At 37.8% G+C, this 13,702-nt stretch carries 12 protein-coding genes; 7 read left to right on the forward strand and 5 right to left on the reverse strand.

Features of this window, described 5'->3' with window-relative positions; translation table 11 throughout:
* Positions 1-95 precede the first annotated feature (95 nt).
* Complete coding sequence (locus ADU73_RS02460) at positions 96-2,093, forward strand: cation:proton antiporter (RefSeq protein ID WP_062913141.1); 1,998 nt, start codon at positions 96-98, stop codon at positions 2,091-2,093.
* 65 nt (positions 2,094-2,158) lie between these two features.
* Here ADU73_RS02460 and ADU73_RS02465 read toward each other — a convergent pair whose 3' ends face one another.
* Positions 2,159-3,094: an alpha/beta hydrolase gene (locus ADU73_RS02465; RefSeq protein WP_046870746.1), complete on the reverse strand. Its 936-nt coding sequence runs from the start codon at positions 3,092-3,094 to the stop codon at positions 2,159-2,161.
* Between the two features lie 266 nt (positions 3,095-3,360).
* Here ADU73_RS02465 and ADU73_RS02470 point away from each other — a divergent pair, with 266 nt between their 5' ends.
* Both ADU73_RS02470 and ADU73_RS02475 read left to right on the forward strand, forming a co-directional pair.
* A complete protein-coding gene (locus ADU73_RS02470) occupies positions 3,361-3,786 on the forward strand; it encodes a helix-turn-helix domain-containing protein (protein ID WP_062913142.1) in 426 nt (141 codons plus the stop codon).
* Positions 3,787-3,826: 40 nt separating this feature from the next.
* Positions 3,827-4,678, forward strand: a complete 852-nt coding sequence (locus ADU73_RS02475) for a hypothetical protein (RefSeq protein ID WP_046870748.1) — start codon at positions 3,827-3,829, stop codon at positions 4,676-4,678.
* A gap of 493 nt (positions 4,679-5,171) precedes the next feature.
* Here the strand turns inward: ADU73_RS02475 and ADU73_RS02480 are convergent, their stop codons facing one another.
* Positions 5,172-6,548 carry an ISLre2 family transposase gene (locus ADU73_RS02480; RefSeq protein ID WP_062913143.1) on the reverse strand — a complete coding sequence of 459 codons (1,377 nt, stop codon included), beginning with the start codon at positions 6,546-6,548 and terminating at the stop codon, positions 5,172-5,174.
* A 317-nt stretch (positions 6,549-6,865) separates the two neighbouring features.
* Between ADU73_RS02480 and ADU73_RS02485 the strand changes: the two genes are divergently transcribed.
* Positions 6,866-7,639 (forward strand): hypothetical protein, encoded by a 774-nt coding sequence (locus ADU73_RS02485; protein WP_046870749.1) that lies wholly within the window; start codon positions 6,866-6,868, stop codon positions 7,637-7,639.
* Between the two features lie 221 nt (positions 7,640-7,860).
* Here the strand turns inward: ADU73_RS02485 and ADU73_RS02490 are convergent, their stop codons facing one another.
* Complete coding sequence (locus ADU73_RS02490; RefSeq protein ID WP_010620873.1) at positions 7,861-9,033, reverse strand: IS256 family transposase; 1,173 nt, start codon at positions 9,031-9,033, stop codon at positions 7,861-7,863.
* A gap of 487 nt (positions 9,034-9,520) precedes the next feature.
* Between ADU73_RS02490 and ADU73_RS02495 the strand changes: the two genes are divergently transcribed.
* Positions 9,521-10,147, forward strand: a complete 627-nt coding sequence (locus tag ADU73_RS02495; RefSeq protein ID WP_062913144.1) for a DedA family protein — start codon at positions 9,521-9,523, stop codon at positions 10,145-10,147.
* A gap of 244 nt (positions 10,148-10,391) precedes the next feature.
* On the opposite strand, the gene ADU73_RS02500 is transcribed toward ADU73_RS02495, so the two are convergent.
* Entirely contained in the window at positions 10,392-11,036 is a 645-nt protein-coding gene (locus ADU73_RS02500) for a L,D-transpeptidase (RefSeq protein ID WP_046870751.1), read from the reverse strand.
* Positions 11,037-11,044: 8 nt separating this feature from the next.
* Positions 11,045-11,503, reverse strand: coding sequence for a hypothetical protein (locus ADU73_RS02505; protein ID WP_046870752.1), 459 nt, complete (start codon positions 11,501-11,503; stop codon positions 11,045-11,047).
* A gap of 766 nt (positions 11,504-12,269) precedes the next feature.
* Between ADU73_RS02505 and ADU73_RS02515 the strand changes: the two genes are divergently transcribed.
* Positions 12,270-12,728, forward strand: a complete 459-nt coding sequence (locus ADU73_RS02515; RefSeq protein ID WP_046870754.1) for a universal stress protein — start codon at positions 12,270-12,272, stop codon at positions 12,726-12,728.
* Positions 12,729-12,799: 71 nt separating this feature from the next.
* The gene (locus ADU73_RS02520; protein ID WP_046870755.1) at positions 12,800-13,684 is read left to right on the forward strand and encodes an RluA family pseudouridine synthase; all 885 of its coding nucleotides are present in this window, start codon (positions 12,800-12,802) and stop codon (positions 13,682-13,684) included.
* Positions 13,685-13,702: the final 18 nt, after the last annotated feature.

The raw sequence follows: 13,702 nt of genomic DNA on the forward strand, positions 1-13,702 counted from the left end.
GCAAGGGCTATTTTTGATGAACAGACCGTTGACCACAATTATTTTGAGAACGCTATGGTAAACTAGAAATAGATTAATTTTTAGGAGTGAACATTATGGAAGTTGTGATTCTAGTTTTAATTCTTGTGGTTGCTGTGCTCATTTCCAATGTAATTGCCAGCAAAGTTACACAAGTTCCACTGGCTTTTATCGAAATTGCAATGGGCCTATTAATGGCCTTTGTGGTTCCTTTTTATCGCCATTACACAATGAATCCTGAACTTTTTATGTTAGCCGTTTTGGCGCCATTGATGTTCTACGAAGGTCTAAATACCAATATGCGAGCCTTACGTCGTTCTATGTCAACAACCTTCTCGCTGGCCGTCGGGTTAGCACTCGTCACAATCAGTATTGTCGGGGTAGTGGCCCATTTAGCACTCAGTGAACTAGTCTTACCCTTGGCGTTTGCACTAGCTGCCATTATTACCCCAACCGATGCCGTTGCCGTTTCTTCTGTCACTGCAAACATTGCAATGCCTGAACAGGCTATGGAAACTTTAAAAAACGAATCTCTTTTTAATGATGCATCTGGAATCGTGATCTTCGACTTAGCTTTACAAGCATTTACCACAGGAAAGTTTTCTTTTACATATGGCTTTTTTGATTTCTTATATGTCTTTATCGGTGGGCTTTTCTTGGGCCTTGTTCTTGGAAGCTTATTAGTTTCTTTACGAACATTTTTAATTAATCATCGAATGGATAATTCTTCAGTCATTGTAACGCTTGGTATATTAACACCATTTTTGGTCTACTTTGTTGCCGAAGCCATTCACGTTTCTGGAATCTTAGCAGTTGTGGCCGCTGGGCTGGTCCATGGTGTCCAGCAAGGCCGTTTACGCCTAACCTCCACCAAACTTCAAGTCGTTGGAAATACCACTTGGGAAGTCCTTGCCGACAATTTAAATGGTTTTGTGTTTGTTTTACTTGGTGTTTCGCTGCCAACCGTTATTTCTGACATTTCCTATCGAAATAACATGTTTTTGTTGTTTTTAACCGGATTAGCAGCCTTACTTTATGTCATCATGACTGTCTTACGTTACCTATGGGTTCGCTTCGGCTTAGCGACGGTTCGGGTTCGTCCTGCGTACAAGAATACCAACTCTTGGATTATCGCGCTTAGCGGCATTCACGGAACCATTACATTAGCGATGGCCTTCTCGTTACCATTAACCTTTCACGGGGTGACATTTCCTTATCGAAATGACATTTTATACATTGCAGCCGTGGTAATCGTTTTGAGTATGTTAGTTCCAACGATTATCTTGCCCATTTTGCTTCCAAAACAAAAACAGCCTTTCTCACAAGCAGACGTCAAGAGAACTCGTAAACAAATGATCAATTACACCATTAAAAAGATCAAAGATTTAAACCAAAACCCACTAGAAACTCAGGCCGTAATTGCAACGATTCATAGCCAAAATCGGCCCGAAGTTGTTAAGAACAGACGAATTTTAAAACAGCTGTTTGCTCAGACCCGGGATGTGGAGAATGAAGTTCTCACTGATATGGTTGCGAATGGTGACATTACCGAAAAAGATCGACGTCTCTATCAACGCACAATGTTTACCCGAGATTTTCATTTAGATAATAGTCTTCTTCGCAGTATCTGGCTTCAAATTTCTTATCGTTTTGTTTATACCATCAAACGAATTACTCATGGTAAAAAGCTTAAAAATCGTCAGCAACAATTTGCCCATAATCCAGCATTATCCAAAAAGTTTAAGAGTAGACGTGAACTTCTTGCCCAAATTGAGGACGAAACCTCTCAAGAAATTTTTAAATACCTACGAAGCCCTAAAGTTAACAAGGAAAGTAAAACTGACATCTCAATTGTGCAACGTTATTATCGAGAACGTCAGCGCCGCTATCAAAATAATAGTGACAGCAATGAGATTCAAGAAGAACTATTTATTAATGCATTTCAATTTGAATATAACTTCGTTCAAAATCAGTTGAGTGAAAACAAAATTACCAGGGAACTTGCGAGTGCTCTGTATGAGCAGATTTCAAATGATGAACTTGTTTATATGCAAAATGATGAACTTTATGATTAAAATACAAATAGGATTGAAACTAAGAATACGTACAAGTCTTCTAGTTTCAATCCTATTTTAATTATCTATTTAACATATTGAGCTAAGAACTTTTCCACTGTTTTAGTGTACAGTTTTGGCTGTGTCGCCATCGATTTTGCGTGAGCTGCACCCTTTACAATCAAAAGTTGTTTTGGCCCCTTATCCGCCCGATATAATGGATAAACCATCCTTGTCGGCACAAACTTATCCTTACTTCCATGAATAAACAGCATCGGTCGATGATTTTTAGCCACCTGCTTTAATGCACTCGCCTCTTTAAAGTTATAGCCAGCGCGTAACTGCGTAATGCCACTAACAGATGGGACGAGCGGCCAGTATGGCAAATGGTACATCGTTTTGGCCTCATACGTAATTTCGTCATTAACTGACGTGTATCCGCAATCTTCAACATACGCTTTTAATTGCTTAGGAACATTCTTCTCACCACTTACCATCATCGTTGTGGCGCCACCCATACTGACTCCATACATGACAAGTTGTTGATTCTGGCCATTGCGCTTAAGTAACAGGTTCATCCATTTTATGTAATCTAGTCGATCAGGCCAACCGAAACCAATATAATTTCCTTGACTATCCCCCTGACCACGATCATCTGGGACTAAAACGTTATAGCCCATCTTATGAAACATGGCCGCTGAAGCACCCATTTTTGTTTTGTCATCCATAAAGCCATGGGCAATCACCGCCGTTTTGGTACTTTTACGGGCCGCCGGAATGTAATAAGCATCAAGTTTTAAATTGTCCGTTGCAGAATTTTCATGCCAAACTTGTTTATGAACCCTTTGATACCAACTCTTCTGCTGATACAGTGGATCACTTTTCTTCAAAGTCGTTGTACTACTCAAAAAATCTTTATGCCCAGGAACTACAGCCACATGATAAAAATACGAAGCCGCCCCAATATCGATCACCACTAAAGCAGCAATTATAATTAAAAACCATTTCCAAAACTTTTTCACTAATCTCATCCCTCACACTTAGATTTGAAAAGTATAACGCTTTTCTTTACATTCTTCTGCAATTCCTTAATTTACATAAAATATCTAACTCTGTGATCTACGCTAATCATTATGAGGCTCCTATTTTACCCATCTTGAACGTTTTTTTATCCAGGTGTGACACATATAAAGAACTGTCTCACCTAAAAAAGACAAAATTCACCACTCAATTCACTTAACGGCGCGTGGTTATGCTAAAATTGACATAACAGAAAGGGAGTAATCATATGTTTTCTGAAAGACTTCGTGCACTCCGTCATGGCCAAAACATCACTTTGGAACAATTGGCAGCGGATTTAAATAAACAATATCCCGGATCTGATGAACGGGCAAATACTTCTTCTCAAATCGGCAACTGGGAACGTGGCGTTCGAACGCCTTCTTATATTGAGATCCGGAAATTAGCCGAATATTTTGATGTCACCATGGATTATTTGAGTGGAAAATCTGACCACGATGAATATGACCTTGGAAAACTATTCTTATCTGGTAAACAACTTTCCTTCAACCATAAGCTTCTTACTAGTGAAGACCGTTATGGTTTATTTCAATTAATTGAAGGTTACTTGCATGGTAAGAAGCGTCGTACAATTCACGACGAAAACGATCAACAAGAAGAATTAGACTTAGGTCTAGACGACAATAAAAAATAAGCTTACCCCGCGGTCGAAAAAATCAGAATGGATTGATAGTTTGAATTCTAAAAAATTAAAAAAGCTCCGGCATCAAGCCAGGATTGGCAAGAAACAAGAGCAAGAACCAGATTATATTCAACAAATAAAAAAATTTGATGACTTATTTCAAGAATTTCCCCAAGTTACTTTTTTAACCCATAACGTTTTGGAGAGTGATCGCTTAATTTCACAGAATTTACTTCCGCAATCATTGCCTTTACTGCAAATTCCAGATGATTTTCAAGACACAATTTTTCAAACCATTCTGAAAAAATATCCAATGGGTGATTCTACCGGTGATAAATTGTGGAATAAGTACTCAGCAGCTTTACCAAAACTAGATAAGTTGTTGCGAACATATCGCGATTATTTAGAAGATCGTTATGGTATGTGGGCTTACATTTCCGCACCCTTTATTAAAGATCTAGCACAGTTTCTCAATGGTGCCCCAACTCTTGAAGTGATGGCCGGCAATGGCACGATATCTGCAGGCTTACAAGAACTAAAACAGCCAGTTTTTGCGACTGACAGCAAAGGTTGGATTGCAGAAAATGAAACTGGAAAACACTCGGCCACAAAAATTGAAAAGCTTGATGCTTTAGCAGCCTGGAAAAAATATCAAGATCAAGTTAAGTTTGTCATTATGTCCTGGTCACCTGATGGGATTCCAATTGATTGGCAACTGTTGCAAGAAATGCGCCAAACTAACCCTGACGTCATCCTCATATGTATCGGTGAAAAACTAGGTAGTTCTGGTAGCAAGCCATTTTGGCAAGGGGCACACTATGTTAAGCCAAAGGCTACTGAAACACTGAATCACCATTTTTCTCATTTTGATTTAGTTCATGATCAAGTCTACTTAATCCAATAAAAGGGCGTAAAAAAAGGCTGAGACTAATGTCTCAACCTTTTTTGAACGGTACTTGATTTCTCAAATAGATCTCGCACGGTTCACACATGTTCAATCAGATACGCCACACAATCCGGTGGAAGAAAAGTATCCCGTTCCAAGCAAACCACTAGCCACTCGTAAGTGAAATAACCGAAGTTATCTGGTTTTTACTCGACTCATCGCATAAATTTATAATACCACAGTTTATCGTTTTTGCAAACACAATCATATGTAACATATGTGTCAAGTTTTAGTAGGTAGTGTCTCTAATTAGATTTTATTTATGTTTTTAACTACTTTTTGTTTCGTTCCGGCGTTGATGCGGGGCCGTGTGGGTCGCTTACGAGCTAACTTCTTGCCCTTCAGGCCAAAAGTGGATCTCTCCAGTCTCCCATGTCTCTAAGCGATAAATCGCTAAGTGACATCGACACACTCTTTCACCAACGCCTCCACTCCACTTGTTATTCAAATCCTATGAAATAGCCTTCACCAAATTACCCATAGCACTGCTAGTTGCTGCGTCTAATGAAATACTGCCGTGCCTAATTCCTTGATGTTGCGTAAAAGGCTGTTTAAGAAAATAACTAGCGGCCACTTTAACTGGCATGATGCTTATTGGCAAGGTATTGGGCATCTTTATCATTGCTGTTTCTAATTGCCCGTTAATTTCACTGGTAATCACCGCAATCATCGCCTTCAATCCAGCTTTACTCCAAGAGCGACCTTGATGTTTTAACCGATAGGTAAAGCGTCGATGATTACTTTCACAGCCACCTAAACACACGGTTTCGGTAGCTAAGCTTCGCTTGTCAGCTGGCTTTAAATAATTCCAGTTACGTTTCAAGTAACTCCGTAAAAGCTGAATTGCTTCCAGACTATCCGCATCATTGGCTTGGAACTCACACGTATCAAGGACAATTTGAACTTGATCATTATCCCAATTATGCACACCCTGAAATAGTTTACTTTGCAGAATTTTAGGCATCTTGCTTAATCGACTACGAATTTTTCGGTTCAAGTGATAACGATCTAAAAAGTGCTCATGTTTTTTGGCCCCAACCGCTAATTCATCAAAGCAGGATGGTTCATAGCCACTCCCATTATCGCTACCGGTAATCATTGTAGTTGCTCGTAAATCATAATTCTGATCGAGATAATCTTGTACTTGATTAAAAACTGCTTGCCGGTTTAATCCCGTAAATACATGTCGGTTTAACGTCTGTCGGCGCTGGCCATTTTGGCTAATACCTTCCGTTAGTTGCAGTCGATGAATAAAGACATTTTTATGGTGTTGCTTAGCCTTTAAGGCCACACAAAAGGCATCGCCTTCCAAATACAGATAAGGAACTCGCCGTTTCTTTTCGATGTTCACTAATGTGGTTTCTTCACGCTGCTTTTCACATTGCGTACCGGCTGCTTGATAAAGTTGACCAACTTTTTGATGACTGATAGAAAGTGGGGTTAAAAGGTTAACAGCCAAAGCTGTTGTCCGTAAAACACTATGTGAAGCTAGCTTGGCAACCTTTTCGACCATTAAGGGTGAAAATCTACTTCGTGGAATTAACTGCAAATAACGATCCAAAGGAAAGACATACTTTTTATCAGCTAGCTTCACTAACCGGCGTTTGAAAGTTACGGCCCCACACATGAAATTCAAAGTTCTTTCGCGTTTACCGACAATTTCTTGGTATTTTGTTTCACCAATTAAAAGATCATCCAACTCTTCTAGTGCTTGACCTAAAGCAGTGGCAATCAACGCTTGACACCGAATCATTAAATCTTGTTCCGCATTAAATAAACTATTACTATCCTTTAAAACTGTCATGATTTCTGTTAAGATTTGAGACATGAAGACCGTTACCTCCTAATTTTTGGCTACCAACCTAATTAGAAGATTAACGGTCTTCTCGTGTTTTGAAAAGGCTTTTTTTCACTTTCCTACTAAAACTTTACACTAACATATGTAACACAATGAAATGCCAAATTTAACGCCTATCAAGAAAACTATTCATGACTTTGAATAATTTTTTGTCCAATTTTTTCTACCTCACTGTGTGAATAGTATTTACTAATTTAATTTTTCTAATGACACATTATGTCATCTAGTATTGATATAATCGCTGTATGTTAAAACAGGTTTTACAATTATATTTGGAGGAGTGAAAAATGAGAATTAAACAACTCGTTATAGATACGGTTATTGCAGGAGTGGGAATCTTGTTATTAGCTGGATGTTCAACTAGTTCCAGTAGTAGCAAAAAAAATAGAGTATCTATTACACAGCAAGGTTCATTTGTTCCAAACAAGTTTGCCATAGCAAAAGCAATCAATTCAAACAAGACATACGTCTGGTATATGGCAGAGCAGACTTTATATGACGCTAACAAGCTAAATTCTAAGTATATTATAGATGAAATATTAGTTTCCAAGAATGGAAAATTAACTGATTATTCGTATGTACCATATACTGATGGTATGAATGAAAGCCCCAACGGTGATCCAAAACTTAAGGGCACAGTTCGTACAATTAAAGATGTGGCAAAGAAAAGTGATGCACAAGTTATTGCAATGGCAAAAAGCGATTATCAATCTAATCGAAGTGCTTTAGCAAAAGCCAAAATAAAGGTGCCCTCCACACCAGTGGTAACTAATTTTCAAGAAGGTATAGATGGTAATGACCTAGAAATTACATTTAGTAACCTGCTTGATGGTAGTGACGGCCGTAGTGATGAGCTTAACTCAGATGGATACCGGGGTATCTGGGAAGGCGACAGATGTGGATATGATGGTAATCCATATCATTCTCCCAAGATTGACGGTACATACTTTGGTGGCCTGTATGATGATGATCAGGGTGCTTTTGTAACCAAGGTTAATAAGGATACAAAAATTACAATTGATCCAAAGGGAACAAAAAATGTTAATTATGCTGAATATTAGTTTTGCTATGCAAAGACTATTAAAAAGATACAAAGGGTTATTCGTAGGTTCGTAATAGCTCTTTTTTTGTACCCTTTCATTATCATGCAAGGGAAATGTGACACATAGCATCATTAATAAAGATAATTATAAAATAGTTGAAATTTAATGAACAAAAACTGCGTTGAATTGGGGAGAGTGTCAAATTTTATGTGTAAATGAAAAAGCCTCTCACTTTTGAACTAAAACATTGATTCTAAAGTGTCTTGAACTAGGTTGAACCCTTTATGTGTTCGTCGCCCAAATTTGTCATTGTAATCAAGAATTACAGTCATTAAGGTTCTTTCCAAAGATTCTTCGTTGGGAAATTGTTCACGTTTCTTTGTTTGTCGCTTAAATTTTTTGTTAAATGATTCGATAAGATTGGTACTATAAATACTAGACCGGATAGCCGGTGGAAAATTAAAAAATACCAGTAATTTCTGGTTCTTTAATAAAGCTTGCGTAACTTTGGGATATCTTTTGCGCCAATGGTCAACAAAGTTGGCTAAGCTGTGCTCAGCCATTCGTTTATTGGTTGCTTGATGAATTAACTTAAAATCATTTAACACAGCTTTACGGTCATGAACCCGTACATGATGCGAAATATTACGACTTACATGAACTAGGCATTGCTGAATAACGGCGTTTGGATAATATTTACCAACGGCAGTTTCGAGGCCAACCAATCCATCGGCCACAAAAAGTAAGGTTTGTTGTACGCCACGATCCTTCAAATCAGCTAATACTTCAGACCACACAGAACTAGATTCTGTCGGAGCTATCTTGTAAGACAGCACTTCCTTATGACCATTAGGTTGAATGCCAATCGCAATATGAACTGCTTCTTTGGCAACTGTGTCACGTCGCAAGGGAAGATATGTGGCATCTAAATAAACGACAGCGTACCGTTCTGATAACGTTCGATTCTTGAAAGCTTCAACTTGTTCGTTAACTACCTTAGTTAGATTGGAAACTGTCTGTGGCGTGTAATAGGAACCATACATTTTTTCCATCAGATCGGCGATCTCATGAGTGGTAATTCCCTTTTGATAAAGCTGAATGATGGTTTGTTCTAACTGGTCTGTTCGTCGTTGATAGGCTGGTAATGTGTGGTTAACAAATTCTCCGTTTCGATCACGGGGAATCGTAAGATTCAATTCGCCATATTTTGTATTAAAGGTTCTCGTGTAGTGGCCATTACGAGAATTTCCTGAATTGAAGCCATTCCTATCATAGGGCTCATAACCTAAAAATGCAGAAAGTTCATTTTGTAATAGCTCATTAACGGCCGTTTCTAGTTGATCTTTGAAAATAATATCTAGATCCTGACGCTGCGCTAGTGCTGTGACGATTTCTTTGGTAAACTGATTCATGGGGAAGCCTCCTGTGATGTTTGTTTAGACGCTAACTATCATAAGGGAGAGGCTTCCCTTTTTCAATGAATCATTTACACATAATTATTTAAACACTCGAATTGGGTACGCCGACATAGTTTATATATTTTTATTTCACTGATAAATTATTTTACGAGTAAGTTGGATAGCTTTTCGTTTTTTTACGTAGTCTTGCCGACTTAAATCCAAATGTTTGCTGAATTTCAAAGTGTCCAACTACTCCAGTAAGCATAGTGCCTTTTAAATATTGATAGATGTCATCTGTAATTATTATTAAGAACTCTTCTATTGGTAAATTAATACATTAAGTATACTTACGTTTAATTATCGTAACTAACCGTAAGAGACTAACTTTAATTAGCCACACATATAACTAACCAAACATTATCTTCCAAACACAACCCTAGTCTTTTACGCATTTTCATTATATGATTAAGGTAGCTTTTTACGGGAATGGAGTTCCATCATGTTAAATGAAGTCATTAATTTCTTATTACACCCATTGGCTTATATCGTACCAATAGCCGATAGATTAAACGGTTGGATTTATTTATTCTTATTTATTTGGATTTTTTTGGAAACAGCTTTTGTCATTTTTTCATTTTTACCAGGACAATCAGTACTGTTCTTAACCAGCACCATTGCTGCTAGTCCGCACTCATACTTAAATGTTGTGTGGTTATTCATTGTCTTTTTAGCCGCCGCGACCATTGGTGCCGACATAAAGTATCATCAGGGCGCAACCTTAAATGAACGTTCCAAATTATCACGAGAAATTCAGTCGTCAGATCAAATGGAAAAGACTCAGCAATATTTTGATCGAAATGAAAAGAGCTCATTATTGTTGTCTCGTTTCATTCCATTCATTGGCTTGTTTGTACCCATCATCGCAGGTAATTCTGATATGAGTCTCCGAAAATTCAACAAACTAAATTTTCTTGGCGCTTTAATCTGGGTTGGTGCTTGCTGTTTAGCTGGATTTTATTTAGGATCAACGCCATTTGTCCAAAAATATTTCAGCCTCATTTTCTTATTATTAGCAATTTTGCCAGGTTTAGTCAAAAAAATATTCCAACTACTCTTTCAAAAATAGATTGGCTTAGTGTTTTGCCTGATAAATCTCCCAACTATGCCAAGCAACCAGAATCACCACATAAAAAACCGTTACACTGATAATTTTAGGCCAACTCAAAAAAACAATTCTTGTAAATAAGTATCCGATAAGACGATATAAAATTAAAAGGAGAAAAAGGCTCAGAATGCTGATTCCGGCATCTTAATACCATTTTCTTTTTTTGTTTAAAAATACGCGAATTTTATTTTTCATGACTTAACTCCTAATGAATTACAACCTTTGTCCCCTCTTGAACATTGTTATACAACCATTTAGCATCTGGAACAGCTAACCTTATACAACCGTGCGAATTAGCCTCTTTACCAAGCCTTTTGGCCTCTTTCACAATAAACTGCCCCTTCGCATTAGTTGGAACTGTGTGAAATAGGTAAACGCCATGATCCTTCCACGAAACATAATACTTAGCACCTTCCTTTGACTTCGCATTATAAAAGAAGGTCCCCCGTTCAGCCTGAATATGATAAGTCCCAGTTGGTGTCGGGGAACTCTTGGAACCTGTAGACGCATACATAGTATATAAACGGGTTTTATTATTAAAAATATAAACTCGTTGTTTGGCAATCGATACTTTTATCCAGACGTTTTTATATTTCTTTAAGTCTGGATAATCTTTAGTTTCAGATGACTTTTTCCAATTAACGGCCCGCATATAAGCTGGTCGTTTCTGTTTCTTTTTCGCCTTTGATTTCGAATTTGTTTTCTTTTCCTTTGGCAAATTAGAAACAGAAACTTGATTAGAATTCTGTTGTTTCGTATTAGTGGCTGCTGGATGGAATCGCAAACTGATTAAAAAAACAGCGAGAAACAGCACCGCAGCCATGGATAACATTTTAACTAAACGACTCATAGACACCTTTACTCCTGTTTTGTTTTATCTGGCTCTAATTTTTCAAATTGTAACTTCATCCAGTCCGAAATATTTTTATAAACATCTGCATCCCCGGCCAAAAAATCATCCACTGTTCCCATTAAATCAATTCTTAAATGAGAAGCATTAATATCTTCTGCTTCAAAAATTGCATAAAGTTGAAGATCATATTCCGTATCAGCATTTGTTAATTGCTCTATTTTATTTGGATAATTGTAGGGTAAATTAATAATGTTCGTTTGAAACTTACACAAAACATCCTTTTTAATTGTAACCGTGGCTTCCACTGCAGTCGGTTTCTTTAGGCTCTTTTGTAAATAACTAAAAACCGGAGTTAAAGCATTATTAGGATCTTTTTTTAGTTTTGTACTGGTAATCTTAAATGTTTCTCTTTCAATCTTTTCGCCTGTAATACTTTCAAGTAAATCACTTGAGTTAATTTTCAATTTGACCACCGTCCTAATATTGGTTAAAGCTTACTTACATAGTGTAACATCTCAATAAAAAGTTACAACTACATTTATATTTCAACAAGAAAAAACGCCAAACTAATCGAAATTAGCCTGACGCCTTAAAATTACTGGCGGTATTTGTATCGCCATCATCCATAACTACATTGTAACCGTATTCTTTCTAAAAGTATAACAATTAGTTCTAGTTAATGTATTTTTGCTCACTCTTAACTTTTACCTTCCGTTCCGGGGAATTTTTTTCGCTGAGCCTTAGGACAATTCCACAAATCAGAGCCATGAAAATAAACAAGGTTACTACTACTCCGGATTATTGATGATTTTCGTGCCAAAAATCTTCTTTCCTTCGGTCGTTGTCGATTCTTGTGGCACAGTTCTGCCGCAAGAACTCGCAGCGGGATACGATCCCGCTTCCACCTCGCACCACTTTTTTATTTCCTGTAGATTCTAGGACAGCTCGGTAAACCAGAGATATAAATATAGACACGACTACAATGGGATTGCGATCCCGCCTCCGTCGCATCACCGTTCTGCAATTTTCCGCTGAGCCTTAGGACAATTCCACAAATCAGGGTCATGAAAATAGACAAGGTTACCAGCGGGATACGATCCCGCTTCCACCTCGCCTATTTTCATGGCCCTTAACGATTTGTTCCATTCACTTTGAACTAAAACACTTACATTTCTCTCAAAAAATGATATAGTATTCATAGGAACCCATACGAAATGGAAGGTGAGCAACATGTTACAACAATATAAAAACATTTTAGCTCCAATTGATGGCTCAAAGGTTACAGATACCGTTTTAAAAAAGGCAATTGAAGTTGCCAAACGGAATGACACCCATCTTGATATTCTAAATGTTCTTGAAGTTAACCAATTTAGTGACACATATGGGGGCGCCGTTAGTGGCGACGTTATCTATAAACTATCAGAAGATGTCCAAAAACGTTTAGCGGAACTGAAGAAACAAGCTGAAGATGCTGGCGTAAAAGACGTAAGTGTCCATGTTCGTTTTGGTAACCCCAAACCAGTCATTGCAACTGAGTTTCCAAAGGATCACCATAATGAATTAATTATGATTGGTTCAACCGGATTAAATGCCTTAGAACGTTTGATGGTTGGCTCCGTAGCTACTTATGTCAGTCGAAATGCCGTTTGCGATGTTTTAGTTGTAAAACCTGAAAAAGAAATTAAATAACTTTAGAATTACAAAACTAAAGGGCCAACAAACAATGGTTTGCATGGCCCTTTTGTATTGGGGTGATTTTTATGAAATGGACTTATACTCGCATCCTACCAGATAATTTTCAACAAACTTCCTTACGACAGCTTCTTCAAAAAAATTGGGCCCTTTCCAAAAAGGAAGTTCATTTTTTGCGTACGGAAAAAACCGTCTTGGTGAATCATCATTATCAACCTATGAACACCATTTTGGTCCCAAATGATCAAATTGAACTGACCTTCGACTCACATAACTTTTCAACCCCCACTCCGAGCTTCTTACCGGATAGTACTGCGAATTTGCAAATTTTGTTTGAAACGAATGACCTTATCATTGCCAACAAAGCTGCGGGAGTAAAAACTCATTCCAATCAACCTAATGAAACTGGCAGTTTAATGAACCACCTCGCTGCTTATTTACAAAATAAAGATGGCCATCCTTATAATGTTCACCGTTTGGACCAACAAACGAGTGGTGCCATTCTAGTAGTAAAAAATCCCGTTTTAATTCCTATTTATAATCGTTTCATTAAAACCAAAGTGGTGCAGCGAACCTATTTGGCCGTTGTCCAAGGTAAATTTCAGCACGCACATGGCACAATTTCACTACCGATTGGTGAAACACTATACGACAAACGGCAACGCGTGGTGAATGGCACACAAGCTGCCATGGCCGTCACCAAATTTAAAGTTCTTAAAGAATCAGATCACCAATCCTTGCTAGAAATTCAATTACAAACGGGTCGTACCCATCAAATTCGGGTCCATTTTGCGAGTTTAGGACACCCTGTGATTGGCGATCCGTTGTATAATCCTCAATATCACCCGGGAGAACGACTAGCTTTACATTCTTGGAAAATTGGCTTTCCACTGCCATTCTCGAATCAAACCAAATGTGTAACTGCACCGATTCCGGATTATTTTCACTTTTAAACTTTAGTTTTATAGAAA

It is taken from the genome of Pediococcus damnosus, from assembly GCF_001611155.1.
Taxonomy (GTDB): Bacteria; Bacillota; Bacilli; order Lactobacillales; family Lactobacillaceae; genus Pediococcus; species Pediococcus damnosus.